Source organism: Mycobacterium tilburgii, assembly GCF_902168065.1.
Classification (GTDB): Bacteria; Actinomycetota; Actinomycetes; order Mycobacteriales; family Mycobacteriaceae; genus Mycobacterium; species Mycobacterium tilburgii.
In genome coordinates, this window is record NZ_LR655692.1 from 65455 (window position 1) to 81879 (window position 16425).

The window sequence follows — 16425 nt, forward strand, 5'->3', positions numbered from 1 at the left end:
CGAACACTGAAAGCCTTGAGCGCACGCGCGGACCTTACCCGCGCGCCATCGCCTCCAGCCGCCGAATCCGGTCCTCGATCGGCGGGTGCGTCGAGAACAGCGAACCAATCCGCTCACCTGCCCGGAACGGGTTGGCGATCATCAAGTGTGCCTGGGTGGCCAACTGCGGCTCGGGCGGCAGCGGCGCTGCCTGCACGCCACCGGAGATCTTGCGCAACGCCGACGCCAGGGCCAACGGGTCGCCGGTCAACACCGCACCCGACTCGTCGGCCTGGTATTCGCGGGAGCGCGACACCGCCAGCCGTACCACCGTCGCGGCGATCGGGCCCAGCAGCGAAACCAGCAGCAGCGCAAAGGGATTCTCCCCGTCGCGGTTGCCGCCGAACATGCCGGCCCACATCGCCATGTTGGCCAGCGCGGTGATCACACCTGCCAGAGCACCGGCCACACACGAGATCAGGATGTCGCGGTTGTAGACGTGCGACAGCTCATGACCGAGCACCGCGCGCAGCTCACGCTCGTTGAGGATGTCCAGGATGCCGGTGGTACAGCAGACCACGGCATTACGCGGGTTGCGCCCGGTGGCGAACGCGTTGGGGGCGTTGGTGTCGCTGATGTACAGCCGCGGCATCGGCTGGTGCGCGGCGGTGGCCAGCTCGCGCACGATCCGGTAGATCATCGGCGCATGCAGCTCAGACACCGGCTGCGCGTGCATCGCCCGCAAGGCCAGCTTGTCGCTATTGTAGTACGTGTAGACGTTCATCCCGATGGCGAACATCAACGCCAAGAACATCGCCGTCCGACCGAACAGCGAACCCACGAACACGATCATCGCAGACATGCCGGCCAACAGCAGGAAGGTCTTCAGCCGGTTGGCATGTGGATGCCAGGTCACGGTTCCTCCTTTAAGAAAACGTGGCGACCTTGTTCGGTACTTGACTCTTGTCAATCCAACGACCGGAGTAGCCGTTCAGGTTCCACGCCCCGCTAGCCGTGGCGGCTGATGGTGAAGTCGACCAGCGTCTGCAACGCGCGCCGGCCCGGCACGTCGGGCAAAAGACCCAGCTCGTGGTGGGCCTTGGTGGCGTACTGCGCCAGGAAGTCCTTGGCCTGCGCCATGCCCGGCGACGCGCGCAGCAGCGTCAGCGCCTCGGTCACCGCGTCGTCGTCCTTGACCGGTCCGGACAACAGTTCACGCAGGCGATCACCGTCCGGCCCGGGCTGTTGCAGCGCGTAGACCATCGGCAGGGTGTTCACGCCTTCGCGAATATCGGTGCCCGGCACCTTGCCCGACTCGCACGAGTCGCTGTCGATGTCGATGATGTCGTCGGAGATCTGAAACGCCGTACCCACAATGCCGCCGAGTCGGGCCAGCCGCGCAACCTGCTCGTCGTCGGCTCCGGAGAACATCGCCCCGAACTCGCCGGCGGCGCCGATCAGGCAGGCCGTCTTCTCGTACACCACCTTCAGGTAGTGCTCGATCGGATCCGCGCCCAGGGCCTGTTTGTACATGCCCCGGGTCTCCCGCATCTGACCGGTCACCAGCTGCGCGAACGTATCCGCGATCAACCGCACCGCCTGCGGCACCAGCCGCGACACCAGCCGCGAGGCCGTGGCGAACAGGTAGTCGCCGGCTAGGATCGCGACGTTGTTGCTCCACCGCACGTTGGCGGCCTGGGCGCCGCGACGGACCTCCGCCTCGTCCATCACGTCGTCGTGGTATAATGTGGCCAGGTGCACCAGCTCGATCACCGCACCCGCGATGGTCACCTCCGGCGCGTCCGGGTTGGGGCCGATTTGTGCGGACAGCACGGTGAACAACGGCCGAAACCGCTTGCCGCCGGCCTTGAACAGATGCATCAGCGAATCGGTCATGATCTCGTCGGCGCTGCGCAACTCGGTATCCATGAGCAGCTCGATGTTTGCCATACCGTCGCGCACCGTCGCGGCAAACGCCGCATCACCGAAATCGATGCCTGCGACCACCGTCGCCGGAATACTCACGCGACTAACATACTGGGGGGCGTGGACACGCCGCCCGACACCAAGTCCTCCGGCGCCGACCTCGTGGTGGCGGGCGCTGGACCCGCGGGTTCGGCGGCGGCTGCCTGGGCTGCCCGAGCGGGCCGCGACGTGCTGGTCGTCGACTCCGCCAGTTTCCCGCGCGACAAGCCCTGCGGCGACGGGCTGACACCGCGCGCGGTCGCCGAGTGCGAACGCCTCGGGCTCGGCGCCTGGCTGGATACCCGCAGCCGGCACCGGGGCCTACGGATGAGCGGTTTCGGCGGGGAGCTGGAAGTCGACTGGCCCGGGCCGTCGTTCCCCTCGACCGGCAGCGCGGTGGCCCGCCTCGAGCTGGACGACCGGATCCGCAAGGTCGCCGAAGAGTCCGGCGCACGAATGCTGCTGGGCACCAAAGCCGTTGGCGTGCATCATGACTCGTCTAGGCGAGTGACGTCGGTGGTGTTGGCCGACGGCACCGAGCTGCGCTGTCGGCGGCTGATCGTGGCCGACGGGGCCCGCTCGCCGCTGGGCCGCAAGCTAGGCAGGCGCTGGCATCAGGAGACGGTGTACGGCGTCGCGGCCCGTGCCTATCTGACTACCGCGCGCAGCGAAGACCCCTGGCTCACCTCGCATCTGGAACTGCGCTCACCCGACGGCGCCGTGCTGCCCGGGTACGGCTGGATCTTCCCGCTCGGCAACGGCGAGGTGAACATCGGCGTGGGAGCACTGTCGACGGCCAAGCGTCCGGCCGACCTGGCGCTGCGGCCGCTGATCTCCTACTATACCGACCTGCGCCGCGAGGAGTGGGGCTTTGCCGGCGCGCCCCGGGCCATCTCGTCAGCGCTGCTGCCGATGGGCGGTGCGGTCTCCGGCGTGGCCGGGCCGAACTGGATGCTGATCGGCGACGCGGCCGCCTGTGTGAACCCGCTCAACGGCGAAGGCATCGACTACGGGTTGGAGACAGGCCGGTTGGCCGCCGAGGTGCTGGACGTCCACGACGTGTCCGGGCTGTGGCCGTCGCTGCTGTCCGACCACTACGGCCGCGGGTTCTCCGTCGCACGCCGGCTCGCACTGCTGCTGACTTTCCAGCGTTTCCTGCCCGCGGCCGGCCCGATCGCCATGCGGTCCACCACGCTGATGACCATCGCGGTCCGGGTGATGGCCAACCTGGTCACCGACGAGGACACCGACTGGCTGGCGCGGACCTGGCGTGGCGCCGGACGGTTGTCCCGGCTCATCGATCGCCGAACCCCCTTCAGCTGAACCACCTTCTCGTAAGAGCGACACAGCCAGGCGTCATATAACAACTTAGTTGACATAGATCAGGCTATTTGATATAGCTGGAGGCATGACTCAGCCAACTGATTTCGAGTTCGAAGCGGCCTACCGCGGGGAAACCGCCCAGTTCGGCGCGGGCGGGCGGCCGCCCTGGAGCATCGGCGCCACTAACCGGAACTGGCCGCGCTGATCGAACAGGGCAAGTTCCACACCGAACGCGGCATGACCACGGTGGGTCTCGACCTGTCCCCCCACCGCGATCGACCTGGCCCGCCGCGAGGCCGCGCGCCGGGGACTGACGAACGCCACCTTCGAGGTCGCCGACATCAGCACGTTCACCGGATATGACGGCCGGTTCGGCACCATTGTCAACAGCACCCTGTTCCACTCGATCCCGGTCGAGGCGCGCGAGGGCTACCAGCAATCGATCAGCCGGGCCGTCGCGCCGGGCGCCTCCTACTTCGCTCTGGTCTTCGACAAGGCGGCGGTACCGGACGGCCCTATCAACGCGGTGACCGCCGACGAACTACGCGCCGTGGTGTCCGACTTATTGGGTCGTCGACGAGATCCGCCCTGCCCGTATCCACGCCAACTTGCCCGACGACGTTCCCGAGATGCCATTCGTCGGATTCCGGGACGAACCCAAACGGTTTGAAGTCGGTCAGCGCGTGGCTGCTGCTCGCCCATCGGAACTGATCATCCCGGAGACCGGGTCGTTGCTGCGGTGTATAGTCCGGCTAATGAAGGGTACCAGGCTGCTAACCAGTGTCGCCGTGGCGGCGGCCGCCATTTCGCTGGCCGTGCCGGCGCTCGGCGACCCGACCGCCCCGCCGCCACCGCTCGCACCGTCGACGCCGTTGCCGCCTCCGGCGGCAACGCCGCTGCGGACGCCGTCGCCGCCCACCGACTACGACGCCCCGTTCAAGCAAACCGTCAACGGGTTCGGCATCTACCAGCCGCAGGACCAACTCGCGTGGCTGGGCAAGACCACCTGTGACCGGTTGGGTCGCGGCGTGGACCACGACGCGTACCAGTCGGCCACCTTCATCCAGCGCAACCTGCCCCGCGGCACCAGTCAGGGGCAGGCGTTCCAATTCCTCGGCGCGGCCGTCGACCACTACTGCCCGGACCAGATCGGCGTCGTCCAGGCGGCCGGCACCCACCCGAACTAAGCGATCACCGCCACGGCTTGTGGCCCGCATGCAGGGCCACAATGCCACCGGTCAGGTTGCGCCAGCGTACACCCGACCAGCCCGCGGCCGCGATCTGCGCGGCCAGCTCTTCTTGGTCGGGCCATGCCCGAATCGACTCGGCGAGATAAAAGTAGGCGTCGGGGTTACTCGACACCGCCCGTGCCACCCGCGGTAGTGCCCGCATCAGGTACTCCTTGTAGACGGTGGCGAACAGCGCGTTGGTGGGCGTGGCGAATTCGCACACCACTAGGCGGCCACCGGGCCTCGTGACCCGGACCATCTCCCGCAGACCCGCCTGCGGATCGACGACGTTGCGCAAACCGAAACTGATTGTCACGGCGTCGAATACGCCGTCGCCGAACGGCAACCGGGTGGCATCACCGGCGACTTTGGGCACCCTGCGCGCTCCACCTGCGGCGAGCATCCCGACCGAGAAGTCCGCCGCCACACACCAGGCCCCGGATTTCCCCAGCTCGACGGTAGACACCGCGGTGCCAGCCGCCAGGTCCAGCACCTTGTGGCCGGGGCCGATCCGCAGCGCAGCACGGGTGGCCCGCCGCCAGTACCGGTTCTGCCCCAACGACAACACGGTGTTGGTCAGGTCGTAGCGGCGGGCGACGCCGTCGAACATCGACGCGACCTCCCGGGGATTCTTGTCCAAGGCCGCTCGACTCACGACGACGACGCTACCCGGCCCAATTTGGCCCGTTTGGGAATGGTCCCGGCCTGAGCGGTGTTACAGAACGGCGTGAGCGAAAAGGTTGGGTTTGTCACCGGTACATCGCGTGGGTTCGGGCGGGAATGGACCGTCGTGGCATTGGAGCGGGGCGACAAGGTGGCCGCCACAGCGCGCGACACGGCCACGCTGGACGACCTGGCGACGAAGTACGGCGATGCGCTGCTGCCGATCCAGCTCGACGTCACCGACCGCGATGCCGATTTCGCGGCGGTCAAGCACGCATACGACCACTTCGGCCGGCTGGACGTCGTGGTGAACAACGCCGGCTACGGCCACTTCGGATTCGTCGAAGAACTGTCCGAGCAAGAGGCACGCGACCCGACCAGATCGAGACCAATGTGTTCGGTGCGCTGTGGGTCACTTAGGCCACACCCCTATCTGCGCGAGCAGGGCAGCGGGCACATCATCCGGGTGTCGTCGATCGGCGGCTTCTCCCAGGCGTTGGCCCGGGGAAGTGGCGGAGTTTGGTGTGCACGTCACGCTGATCGAACCGGCCGGCTACGACACCGACTGTCCGGCTCATCGGCCAAGCACTCCGACCCGCTGCCCGTGTACGACGAGCTGCGCGCGATGGTCGAGGACCAATGCCGCCAGCGCTGGTCGGCGAAGGGTCATGCGCAGGCGTCGGCCGCCGCGATACTCAAAGTCGTCACGCCGAGCAGCCGCCGCTGCGGGTGTTCTTCGGCAGCTCGCCGCTGCAGAACGCGAAAACCGACTACGAGAACCGGGTCTAATTCCGTTCTAGCGCAGTCGATTTAGTCGTACGCGTAGGCCATCATAGCGGCGGGACTGATCACCTCACCATGTTGTGCGAGTGATTCATAGGTCGGGTCGCCGAGGACTTCGCGCAGGTGCGCAATCGTCGTGTCGATCTGGGGGAAGGCTGCGCGTGTCCAGTCAGTCGCGGCGAATCCGCTGATCGTTGCCCGGCGGCCTCGTGGTGTCCGAGGCGGTCCAACATGGCGGCGAGGATCGCCAACGGGTTGCGCAGGTCGGTCACGCTGCCGGTGTCGTAGTAGTGCAGCAAGGCTGCGCTCAGGTTTTCGAAGAACTCGGCAAGATCGTGGTCCATGGAAGCAAAGCACATCGTGACGGCGGCGGCCGACTCCATCTGTCGGTTGCCGCCTCTCCCGCGCCACCACCAAGGCCCGCCGCAAGGCGGCGTATGCGGCGCCGGAATCAGCGTACCGGTAGGCCATTCCGTACGCCGCCAGCGCAAAACAAACCCGGACGGGTTTGTCGGCGCTATCCGCCTCCGCATCCAGCCCACAGGCGGCCACCCTCGCTTCGTCACCGTTGCCCAGGAAATTACAACGCCATCACCAGACATGCGCGGGTGAAGAACTGGGAGCCCTCTCGAGCCGCGATCGGCTGGCGGCAGAGCTCTGCCCAGCGATCGGCCTGGCCGGCATGGCTGTACACGACACCCGTCGAGATTTTGATCTCGGAGGGAGCCACTGGCCGAGCATCCCGAGTTGGCGAATAGCGCGGTTGAACAGACGATGCGGCATTCACCCACGCGGCCGCCACCCTGCGCATCGCGCTCGAGGATGTCGAAATCGCCGGGGTGACGATCCCCGCCGGCACGTTGTTCATCGCAAACACCGCCGCCGCCAACCGCGACCCCGACGTCTACGATGACCCCGACTGACTTGACATCACCCGCGTCGGAGCGCCGCCGATGCAAACATGCTGTGCCGGCATGCACTACTGCCTGGGCGCCAACCTGGCTCGACTCGAGCTCGCCGAGGCCCTGGCCGCATGACACGGCGCATGCCCGATGCCCACCGCATCGGCCCTTGCCGTGGAAGCCACTCACCGGACTAAGCGGACCAAGCACGCTCCCAATCGAATTCACGCCCGACAGCACGAACGTCGCGCAATCTCGCGCTGACGACGGAGCTACTCGCTTGCGCGTAGCGCCGTTGGGAGCCACGCGCTTCTGGCGGCGGGAGACTGCACGACCGTGTAGTGGCCGAGCAACTCGTCGCAGATGGCCGGCCAGGTGCAGGCGAGCAGACTGCGCCGCGCGGCTTGCGAATAGCGCGGGCGTTCCTGCAGCAGGTGCGCCACCGCTTTGGGTAGCCGGCGCTCTAACTCGTTGACCCCAACAACAAGCCGGTGCGCCACGGGGTGACCAGGTCGCGTGGGCCGCCGGCGTCGGACGCGATCACAGGCAACCCCGACGCCAGCGCTTCCTGAACGACCTAACAGAACGTCCCGTGCTCGCCGGTTTGCACGAAGACGTCCATGCTGGCGTACGCGGCGGCCAGCTCCGCTCCATACTTGGCACCGGTGAAAACCGCTGACGGCATTGCGGATTGAAGTTTGCGTTGGTTGACCCCGTCGCCGACGATGACCACTTGCACCTCACCGGAGACGGCCAGCCCGGCCAGCCGCTCCACGTGTTTCTCCGGCGCCAGCCGGCCCACGAAACCCACGATCGGTTTGCCCTCGGGCGACCAGCACCGCCGCAGTGCCTCGTCCCGCGCCGACGGCGCATACCCCATGATGTCGACCCCGCGTGCCCACTGGTGTACCCGCGTAATCCGGTGGGCAACAATGGATTACACTGTGGAAGTGGACGGCTCCAAGGTACGGTCAGCGAGCCGGTGCAGATGCCGGAACCACGTCCACGCCGCGCGAGTGGTGATGCCGATGCCATAGCTCTCGGCGAAACCCGGTACGTCGGTTTGGTAGACGGCCACCGTCGGCACGCCGAGCAGACGGGCGGCGCGCACCCCGCCGTAACCGAGCAACGCTGGTGAAGCTAGGTGCATCACATCGGGCTGGAATCCGCGCAGCACCTTGAGCAGCCGAGGCCGCGGCACACCGAGCGGCAGCGTCGTCACGTTGGGGAACATTCGAGATGGCACCCGGTGCATCCGGATGCCATCGTGTATCCGTTCGGCGAGAGGTTCACCGGGCGGGGTGTCGGGGGCGATCACCAAAGCTTCGTGGCCGGTTCGGCGCAAATGCTCGAGCACTCGGACGACAAAATTGCTGACACCGTTAACCTGCGGCAGAAATGATTCCGCGACTAGCGCAACGCGCACGAGATCATCGTGTCAGCGCCGATTGTCTCCGAGGTTGCGGGGTGGCATACGGGGCGCGAATTTGCTGGTCACCCATCATGCGGCTTTGCTGCGACCGGCTCGCGCCGCACCGCGACGGTCCAACCGTCGGTCCACCAGCGCCAGCGCCACCAGCAGGACCACCGCGACCAGCCAACTGACCACTGCGATCGACCCAGCCGGGATGATAGCCAATGCCGCATTGCGGTGCTGCACCCGAACCAAATTGGGGTCGTTCTTGTTGTATTCGACGTAAATCCGCATACCCGTAGCCAATTCGGACGGATACAGCACCCCGAGCTCGGGCCGATACGTCACCCGCTCCGGTGTGACGAATTCGATAGTCGAGCGGCGCGGACCGGCGCTGAGCACCTCCGCCTGCGCCACGCCCATATTGTGCTGAATCGCAAGATCGTTGCGCCATGCCCCGGCGACCAGCAACACCGACTGCAACGTCACCAGACCGGCGATGATCAGCACCGCGATCCTGGTGAACCGTAGCGCCGTTCGCACGCGACTGGTCGGCGGTACATCGCCGCGACCGTGAATCAAGATGCGCATCAATGTTTTCAAGAACTTCACAAGGCTGCCTTGATGGCGGCATGCAGACCGCGCAGCGACGACCGGTCCGCCTTGACCTCCAGGACCCGCATCCCGGTGCCGGGTTCGTCCAGCGCCGCGTGCAGCTCGACCACCTCTATCTGGCGGCTTTCGACGTGATAGGCGCGGCACAGCGCGCCGACATCGACGTCGTGCGGGGTGCCGAAGATCCGCGACGACACGTCGGAGAACCTTGGGTCGCCCTGCTCGAGCAGTTCGAAGATGCCGCCGCCGTTGTCGTTGGACACCACGATCGTCAACTGCCGCGGGGTCGGTTCGGTCGGGCCGATCAATAGTCCGGAGCTGTCATGAACGAACGTGAGGTCGCCGATCAACGCGACGGTGCGGGCCGGATTCTCGGCGGTGCCGTTGCGTTCATGAGCAAGCGCGGCCCCGATGGCGGTGGACACGATGCCGTCGATGCCGGCGACGCCACGGTTGGACCGCACCCGGATGCCGTGCGGGGACAGGCCGACCAGGGCGGCGTCGCGCACCGGGTTGGACGCGCCAAGCACCAGCTGATCGCCCGGGCGCAGCGCGTCGGCCACGGCGGCGGCGACGTGCAGCCCAGTGGTCAACGGGTGCGCCGCGAGCTGACAGCGGACCGCTGCTAGCGCGTGCTGATTCATCTCCGAGCAGCGCAGCAGCCACGCCGGGCTCGGCGTCCCGGTTGTCACCGCGCGGGTCCCGGTGGCCTGGGAGTTCCCCGAGACATCCGGCCAGCGCGGGCCGTTGGTCAGCGCGTAAACCGGCACCTGCGGGTCGGCCAGCAGCGCCGACACCGGGCGATGAAGCGTCGGGCGGCCCTGCATGATCACCTGCTTCGGGCGCAGCAGCGTCAGGGCCAGCGGGTGTAGCGGATTGGCGGCGGGCGGTGCCGTCGGTTCGGCGACCGTCGGCAACTGCGCGAGGTTGGGATGCACGCCCGCGCCGTGCCCGGCGATGATGACGGTGTCGGGCGTCAGGTCGATGTCCAGCGGCTGGTCGAACACGACCGGGGGCGTGTAGGTCCACGGCTTCCCGTCGGGCCGTCCCGGCGGTATGACGGCGCCGCGCGGTTCGGGTTCCGGCACCAGCGGCTCGCGCAGCGGGATGTCGAACTGCACCGGGCCGGCGTTGGCGGTGCGCGAACCGGTGGCCGCCGCCAACACTCGGCAGGTGGCTGAGCGCCAGGTCGCGTTCAGCGACTCCAGCCGTTCAGGCGCGTCTTCGGCCAGCCCGAGGCTGATCGTGGCGCGCACCTGGGTGCCGAAATAACCCAGCTGTTCCATCGTCTGGTTGGCCCCGGTACCCAGCAGCTCGTAGGGCCGGTTGGCCGACAGCACGATCAGCGGCACCCGCGCGTAGTTGGCTTCCACCACAGCCGGGCCGAGGTTGGCGACGGCTGTGCCCGAGGTCATCGCGACGCAGACCGGCGCACCGGCGCCGATCGACAGGCCTATGGCCAAGAAGCCGGCGGTGCGCTCGTCGATGCGCACGTGCAACCGGATTCGGCTAGCTCGGTCGGCGTCCTGCAGCGCGAACGCCAGCGGGGCGTTGCGCGAACCGGGGCACAGCACGACATCGCGGACGCCGCCGCGAATCAGCTCGTCAACGACGACGCGAGCCTGGGTCGTCGAGGGGTTCACCCCTACAGGGTGTCACAGCAGGCCGGGCTGCCCACCGAACGTGGAGTTGTTGGTCCAACCGCCGCTTATCCGCCCAACAAGTCGACGCTGGGCGCGATCAAACGTCGGCAAAGAACTTCAGCGCCACGCTGTTGACCGCGTCGGGCCGCTCCAAGAAACCCAGGTGCCCGGTGTCGAGAATCTGCACGTAGCGGCCGTTGGGCATGGCGTCGGCGACCTCGCGGCCCAGGTGCGGCGGCGTGATCACGTCGTCGGCGAAGCCCATCACCAACACCGGTGTCGTGATGGCGCGGTAGGCCGCCAGCCGGTTGGTCTGCGGCGAGACGCTCAACTGGGTCCGGAGCCCGGGGGTCCGCTTGACCGGCCACGTCCGAAACATCGTGATCCAGTCCGCCACCAACACGTCATCGTTGATCGTCTTGCGTGAAAAGCTTTCCAGCACGCGCACTTTCGCCTCGTACGCGGGCGGCAGCTCGATGTTCGACGAATGCAGCTGGACCTCGCCGTCATAAAAACCCTGACGGGCGCGGTCCAACCGGCCGCGGGTGGCCATCAGCACCGCGGCCCGCACCAGCTCGGGCCGGGCCGCCATCAGCTCCTGGGCGATAAAGGCACCCATCGACACTCCGACGATGCGGGCCGGGGCGGCGTCCAGAGATTCGATCAGGGCGGCGGTGTCGGCGACCATCGTCTCCGTGGTGAACCCTTCGGCGTTCTCGGTGGCACCGATCCCGCGGTTGTCGAAGGTGATCACGCGGTATCCCGCCGACACGAACGCCGGAACCTGGTGCGGCAACCAGGTGCGCCCGGGGCCGCCGCTACCGGCGATGAAGAGCACGGGCTCACCGCTGCCGCGGTCGTCGTAAGCCAGGTTGGTCACTCGCACGACGGTACAAGGAGCGCGTGGCAGGCCGTGAGCCGGTCGATCCACCACTGCCGCCGCTCGGGCGGTGCCGCCAGCGCGTGCAACCGCGCCGGATCCGGCGTCACCGGCCCGACGGCCAGGGTCCCGTCGACCGGGGCGGGCACATCGGCGACGTCCTCGACGAACAGGCTGCCGGTGCCCAGCCCGCAGGCGTGGCGCAGCCGCGGCAGGGCCGCCGCCGCGGCCAGCCCGGTGGCGATGCCCACCGCCGAGTCCAGCGCGCTGGAGAGCACCACCGGGACGTCTATCTGCGCGGCAATGTCCAACAGCGCCGAAATCCCGCCCTGCGGAGCCACTTTAAGCACCGCGATGTCCGCGGCCCCGGCGCGGACCACCGCCAGCGGATCGTCGGCCTTGCGAATGCTCTCGTCGGCCGCGACCGGCACGTCGATGCGCGCGCGCAACGCGGCGAGTTCGTCGACGCTCGAACAGGGCTGTTCGAGGTACTCCAACGGGCCGTCGGCGGTCAGGGCGGACGCGGCCCGGGCCGCCAGCTCGACGGTCCAGCCGCCGTTGGCGTCCACCCGCACCGTCGGCAGCAGCGCGCGCACCGCGTTGACGCGGGCGACGTCATCGGACAGCGTCTGGCCGGGTTCAGCGACCTTCACCTTGGCCGTGTGGGCTCCGGGGAAGCGGGCCAGCACCTCGGGCACCTGGTCGGCGGGCACGGCCGGCACGGTCGCGTTGATCGGGATGCGCTCGCGGCGCCCCGGCGGCGGCGGGCGGTAGGCGGCCTCGATGCCCGACGCCAGCCAGTGCGTGGCCTCCGGCGGCGGGTATTCGACGAACGCCCCGAACTCGCCCCACCCCGCCGGGCCCTCGATCAGCGCGACCTCCCGGGTGGTGATGCCGCGGAACCGCACCCGCATCGGCAGCGCCACCACGTGTAGGCGCTCCAGCAACTCGTCGAGCGAAGGCCTCACTGGCCGTAGACTCGGCGCCCGGCCAGATACGTCGCCCGCACGTTCAGATCGGCCATCTGCTCGGGCGGCACCGCGCGCGGATCCGCCGACAGCACCACCAGATCCGCGTACTTGCCGACCTCGAGCGAACCGACCACGTCGTCGGAGAACAGCCGCCAGGCGGCGTCGATGGTCTGGACGCGGATCGCCTGCTCGACCGTCAGCCGTTCCTGCGGCCCGAGCACCCGCCCGCTGGGCGCCGTCCGGGTGACGGCGACGCTGATGTTGCGCAGCGGCTCCTCGGGGGTGACCAGCGGGTCGTTGTGCAACGAGATCCGCATTCCGGTGGCCACCGCGGACCCCGCTGGCATCCAACGGGTTCCGCGCTCCTCGCCGAACAGGCCGTCAACGATGACGTCGCCCCAGTAGTTAATCTGGTCGACGAAGATGCTGTAGGCCACGCCGAGGTCGGCGGCGCTGCGCAGCTGATCGGGCCGGATGGCGCCGACGTGCTCGAGCCGCAGCCGATGGTCGTCACGCGGATGGCGTTTCAGCGCCTCCTGGTAGACGTCCAGGATGGTGTCCACTCCGGCGTCGCCCTGCACGTGGCAGGCCATCGGCCAGCCCAGCGGGTAGTACGCCCCGACGATTTCGTGCAACTGCTCGGCGGTGTAGTTGGCGCACCCGCACGAGCCGGGCGGGACGCCGATGATCCGGCTGGCCTCGGTGTCCAGGTAGGGGAACGAGAGATCGATGTTGCCGATCCACGGCGGGCCGTCGACCCAGATCTTGATGCCGACCTGGCGCAACATGTCGTCGCCCTGTCCGAGGGTGGAGTCGGTGGTCATCTGCGGGTTGGAGATTTCGTAGGTGCGCAGCCGCACCGTGAGCTGGGCGCGCAGCTGTTCGACCATCGGCCGGAACCCGGGGTCGAAGGCCATTTCCGAGCAGGTCGTCAGGCCGGCGCGGTTCAGCCGCGCGCACTCGGCGAGCAGCATCCGCGGATAGTACGCGAAGTCGATGGCGCCGCTCAGCAGCGGAAACACCGCGCCGGTCTCTTCCGCGGTGCCGTCGAGTTCGCCGGCGGCGTCGCGGCCGAACTTGGCGCCCTTGGAGTCGGGGGTGTCGAGGTTGAGGCCGTGCAGCTGAGCGACCCGCGAGTTGAAGTACGCCTTGTGCCCGGAGTTGTGAATGATCACCAGCGGTCCGTCGGGCGCGATGTCATCGAGCCAACCCAGCGTCGGCTCCGGAAGTCCGTTCTGCAGCAGCGGATCCCAGCCGTTGAGGTAGGCGCCGTCGGATCCGCGGCGCAGCCTCGGAGCGGATCGCGGCCACGACGTCGTCGGCGCTGCGCATGGTGACCGGCCGAATGCCGACCAGTCGGTCCGACAGCGCGACGGCCGCCATCAGCGGATGACCGTGTTCCTCAACGAATCCCGGCATGACGCAGCCGTCACCGAGTCTCTGGGTGTCGGGGCCGACGAATCCCGCCACCTCGGCTCGGGTGTCGACGGCGACGATGCGGCCATCGGCGCCGGCAAGCGCCTCGGCCGTGGGCTTCGCCTCGTCCACGGTCAGGATGTTTCCGGTCACGACGAGATCTGCATCGGCCATGGGGAGGAATCGTACTGATTGCCGGTGTCGAACAGGGTGCGCCCGACCCAAATTGCAACACGTTCTAGTCTGGCCACATGAGCCGCGATCTGTTGCGTCACCCCACCCACAACGGCCATCTACTGGTGGGCGCGCTCAAGCGCCACAAAACCATGCCGGTGCTGTTCCTCGGCGACACCACCCTGACCGGTGGCCAGATGGCCGAGCGCATCAGCCAGTACATCGAGGCGCTCGGCGCCGGCACCGGCGTCGGCCTGCTGTCCCTCAATCGCCCGAGGTGCTGCTGATCATCGGCGCGGGCCAGAACCGCGGCTACCGGCGCACCACGCTGCACCTGCTGGGCTCGCTGGACGACCAAGCCTGCGTGCTCAACGGCACCGGCATAAGCTCGCTGATCATCGACCCGAACCCGATGTTCGTCGAACGGGCGCTGGCCCTGCTGGACAAGGTGCCCGCGCTCGAGCAGATACTCACCATCGGCCCGGTGCCCGAAGCGCTGCAGGGCGCCCGGGCCCACGTCGTCGACTTGGCGGCCGAGGCCGCCAAGTACGACCCGCAGCCGCTGACCGCCGCGGAGCTGCCGCCCGATCAGGTCATCGGCCTGACCTACACCGACGGCACCACCGGCAAGCCCAAGGGCGTGATGGGCACCGCGCAGTCGATCTCGTCGATGACCCAGATCCGGCTCAGCGAATGGGAATGGCCGGAGAACCCGCGGTTTCTGAGGATCACGCCGCTCTCAACACGCGGGAGCGGCATATTTCCTGCCCACCCTGATCAAGGGCGGCGAAATGCATGTGCTGCCCAAGTTCGATCCGGCCGAGGTACTGAAAACCATTGAGGGAAACGCATTACGGCGAGATTCCTGGTGTCGTCAATGCTGTACGCGCTGATGGACCATCCCGATTCGCACACCCGCGACCTGTCGTCGCTGGAGACGGTCTACTACGGCGCCTCGCCGATCAACCCGGTGCGACTCGCCTAGGCGATCCGCCGGTTCGGCCAGATCTTCGCCCAGAACTACGGGCAGTCCGAGGCGCCGATGGCCATCACCTACATGGCCAAGAACGAGCACGACGAGAAGCGGCTCTCCTTTTGCGGGCGCCCGACGCTGTTCGCGCGGGTGGAGCTGCTGGGCGAGGACGGCCGGCCTATGCTGCAGGGCGAGCCCGGCGAAATCTGCGTCAGCGGGCCGCTGCTGGCGGGCGGCTACTGGAACCTGCCGGAGGAGACGGCGAAGATTTTCAAGGACGGCTGGCTGCACACCGGCGACATGGCCCGCGAGGACGAGGAAGGCTTTTACTTCATCGTCGACCGGGTCAAGGACATAATCGTCACCGGCGGCTTCAATGTGTTTCCCCACGAGGTCGAGGACGTCGCCGAGCACCCGGCCGTCGCCCAGGTGTGCGTGGTCGGCGCGCCCGACTAGAAGTGGGGCGAGGCGGTCACCGCGGTGGTGGTACTGCGCTCCGACGCGCCGCGCGACGAGGACGCGTTCGAGAAGGTGACCGCCGAGATCCAAGCCGCGGTCAAGGACCGCAAGGGCTCGGTGCAGGCGTTGAAGCGGGTGGTGATCGCCGACGCGCTGCCGTTAACCAGGCTGGGCAAGCCGGACAAGAAGGCCGTGCGGGCCCAGTCCTGGGAAGGCGCCGCCCGCTCCGTCGGCTAGGCCGTGGGTAGGCTTTCGCCGAACGTGACAGCACAGTCACGCTCGCGGCCCGGCGTGACTGTGCTGTCACGTTCGGCTCGCGGGCGTCGGGCCGCTGAGGCGCGAAGGGCAGAACCGACACTTCCGGACGGCGTGTCGTTGTACAGCAAAAACAGCGATTCGATCAGCATGAACAAACCCGAGACCAGCACCACGATGGTTGCCAGATTGCGGTCGCATATACACCGGGTTGCGGGTAACTGTCCGGGCGCCAAACTTCACGGAGCAACCGCATACGAAACGCACAATTGCGACGGCGCCCGGCGGGAGACTAGCCTGAGACCATGGAATCGGACCGCGCGGAGAGCCCACGCATGAAGGTTAAACCGCCGTGGTGGCTGAAGCCGGCCAACAAGGTTTTCATCCAAATGTCGAAGCTGGGTTTGAGTTTCGGCGGCGAGAGCCCGGTCATGCTGACTGTACCGGCCGCAAGTCCGGCGTTGCGCGGTCCACACCGGTAACCCGATGACGGTCGGTGGCCGGCGCTACGTCGCGGGTGGTTTCCCCGGCGCGGATTGGGTCAAAAACGTAAGGGCCGCAGGCGAAGTCACACTGCAGGGCGGCCGCACGACGGAGCGGGTCCTGGCTGTGAAACTGGCGGCCGAGGGGGCCAGGCCGCTGTTGCGCGCCTTCCCCACCGAGGTTCCCACCGGGGTCGGCTTCATGAAGCGCTCCGGACTCGTCCGCGACGGCCGGCCCGAGGAATTCGAGGCACTGGCCCGGTCGATGCGCCGTATTCCGTTTCGACCCTTTGAATTAG

12 protein-coding genes and 6 pseudogenes are annotated in these 16425 nt (G+C 67.7%); 7 read left to right on the forward strand and 11 right to left on the reverse strand.

Annotated features, from left to right (window positions below; all coding sequences use genetic code 11):
* Positions 1-34 precede the first annotated feature (34 nt).
* Positions 35-895 carry a zinc metalloprotease HtpX gene (gene htpX / locus FQ389_RS02895; protein WP_144206001.1) on the reverse strand — a complete coding sequence of 287 codons (861 nt, stop codon included), beginning with the start codon at positions 893-895 and terminating at the stop codon, positions 35-37.
* A gap of 92 nt (positions 896-987) precedes the next feature.
* Positions 988-2004 carry a nonaprenyl/(2E,6E)-farnesyl/geranylgeranyl diphosphat synthase gene (gene grcC1 / locus FQ389_RS02900; protein WP_144206002.1) on the reverse strand — a complete coding sequence of 339 codons (1017 nt, stop codon included), beginning with the start codon at positions 2002-2004 and terminating at the stop codon, positions 988-990.
* A gap of 21 nt (positions 2005-2025) precedes the next feature.
* On the opposite strand from grcC1, the gene menJ reads away from it, so the two are divergent.
* The 3 genes and pseudogenes from menJ (at position 2026) to FQ389_RS02915 (ending at position 4454) form a co-directional block, all read left to right on the forward strand.
* A complete protein-coding gene (menJ, locus tag FQ389_RS02905) occupies positions 2026-3267 on the forward strand; it encodes a menaquinone reductase (protein ID WP_144206003.1) in 1242 nt (413 codons plus the stop codon).
* An 85-nt stretch (positions 3268-3352) separates the two neighbouring features.
* Positions 3353-3978: pseudogene (locus tag FQ389_RS02910) on the forward strand (class I SAM-dependent methyltransferase).
* A 44-nt stretch (positions 3979-4022) separates the two neighbouring features.
* Positions 4023-4454 (forward strand): DUF732 domain-containing protein, encoded by a 432-nt coding sequence (locus tag FQ389_RS02915; RefSeq protein ID WP_144206004.1) that lies wholly within the window; start codon positions 4023-4025, stop codon positions 4452-4454.
* 4 nt (positions 4455-4458) lie between these two features.
* On the opposite strand, the gene FQ389_RS02920 is transcribed toward FQ389_RS02915, so the two are convergent.
* Complete coding sequence (locus FQ389_RS02920; protein ID WP_144206005.1) at positions 4459-5151, reverse strand: demethylmenaquinone methyltransferase; 693 nt, start codon at positions 5149-5151, stop codon at positions 4459-4461.
* A 72-nt stretch (positions 5152-5223) separates the two neighbouring features.
* Between FQ389_RS02920 and FQ389_RS02925 the strand changes: the two genes are divergently transcribed.
* Complete coding sequence (locus FQ389_RS02925) at positions 5224-5973, forward strand: SDR family NAD(P)-dependent oxidoreductase (RefSeq protein ID WP_186296244.1); 750 nt, start codon at positions 5224-5226, stop codon at positions 5971-5973.
* A gap of 34 nt (positions 5974-6007) precedes the next feature.
* Here FQ389_RS02925 and FQ389_RS02930 read toward each other — a convergent pair whose 3' ends face one another.
* Together FQ389_RS02930 and FQ389_RS17680 are read right to left on the reverse strand one after the other, a co-directional pair.
* Entirely contained in the window at positions 6008-6325 is a 318-nt protein-coding gene (locus FQ389_RS02930; RefSeq protein WP_144206007.1) for a hypothetical protein, read from the reverse strand.
* Between the two features lie 197 nt (positions 6326-6522).
* Positions 6523-6672, reverse strand: coding sequence for a hypothetical protein (locus FQ389_RS17680; RefSeq protein ID WP_186296245.1), 150 nt, complete (start codon positions 6670-6672; stop codon positions 6523-6525).
* Between FQ389_RS17680 and FQ389_RS02935 the strand changes: the two are divergent.
* Positions 6672-7070: pseudogene (locus tag FQ389_RS02935) on the forward strand (cytochrome P450); the annotation flags it as partial. The gene FQ389_RS17680 and the pseudogene FQ389_RS02935 overlap by 1 nt on opposite strands.
* A gap of 46 nt (positions 7071-7116) precedes the next feature.
* On the opposite strand, the pseudogene FQ389_RS02940 reads toward FQ389_RS02935, so the two are convergent.
* From FQ389_RS02940 to FQ389_RS02965, 6 genes and pseudogenes are all read right to left on the reverse strand, one after another.
* Positions 7117-8270, reverse strand: a pseudogene (locus FQ389_RS02940) (glycosyltransferase family 4 protein).
* 75 nt (positions 8271-8345) lie between these two features.
* Positions 8346-8849 (reverse strand): DUF3592 domain-containing protein, encoded by a 504-nt coding sequence (locus FQ389_RS02945; RefSeq protein ID WP_407662729.1) that lies wholly within the window; start codon positions 8847-8849, stop codon positions 8346-8348.
* Between the two features lie 17 nt (positions 8850-8866).
* A complete protein-coding gene (gene menD, locus FQ389_RS02950; protein ID WP_144206009.1) occupies positions 8867-10516 on the reverse strand; it encodes a 2-succinyl-5-enolpyruvyl-6-hydroxy-3-cyclohexene-1-carboxylic-acid synthase in 1650 nt (549 codons plus the stop codon).
* Between the two features lie 97 nt (positions 10517-10613).
* Positions 10614-11396 carry an alpha/beta fold hydrolase gene (locus FQ389_RS02955; RefSeq protein ID WP_144206010.1) on the reverse strand — a complete coding sequence of 261 codons (783 nt, stop codon included), beginning with the start codon at positions 11394-11396 and terminating at the stop codon, positions 10614-10616.
* Entirely contained in the window at positions 11393-12310 is a 918-nt protein-coding gene (locus FQ389_RS02960) for an o-succinylbenzoate synthase (RefSeq protein WP_260860435.1), read from the reverse strand. The genes FQ389_RS02955 and FQ389_RS02960 overlap by 4 nt, the downstream gene beginning before the upstream one ends.
* Positions 12311-12360: 50 nt before the next feature.
* Positions 12361-13957 (reverse strand): annotated as a pseudogene (locus FQ389_RS02965) (amidohydrolase).
* A 77-nt stretch (positions 13958-14034) separates the two neighbouring features.
* On the opposite strand from FQ389_RS02965, the pseudogene fadD8 reads away from it, so the two are divergent.
* Both fadD8 and FQ389_RS02975 read left to right on the forward strand, forming a co-directional pair.
* Positions 14035-15626: pseudogene (gene fadD8 / locus FQ389_RS02970) on the forward strand (fatty-acid--CoA ligase FadD8).
* A 353-nt stretch (positions 15627-15979) separates the two neighbouring features.
* A pseudogene (locus FQ389_RS02975) lies at positions 15980-16425 on the forward strand (nitroreductase family deazaflavin-dependent oxidoreductase).

Bases quoted from the DNA above. Each gene is read 5' to 3' on its own strand.
- FQ389_RS02960 (WP_260860435.1), bottom strand. From the start codon at position 12,310: ATGCGGGTGCGGTTCCGCGGCATCACCACCCGGGAGGTCGCGCTGATC.
- FQ389_RS02945 (WP_407662729.1), bottom strand. From the start codon at position 8,849: ATGCGCATCTTGATTCACGGTCGCGGCGATGTACCGCCGACCAGTCGC.
- FQ389_RS02930 (WP_144206007.1), bottom strand. From the start codon at position 6,325: ATGGAGTCGGCCGCCGCCGTCACGATGTGCTTTGCTTCCATGGACCAC.
- FQ389_RS02915 (WP_144206004.1), top strand. From the start codon at position 4,023: ATGAAGGGTACCAGGCTGCTAACCAGTGTCGCCGTGGCGGCGGCCGCC.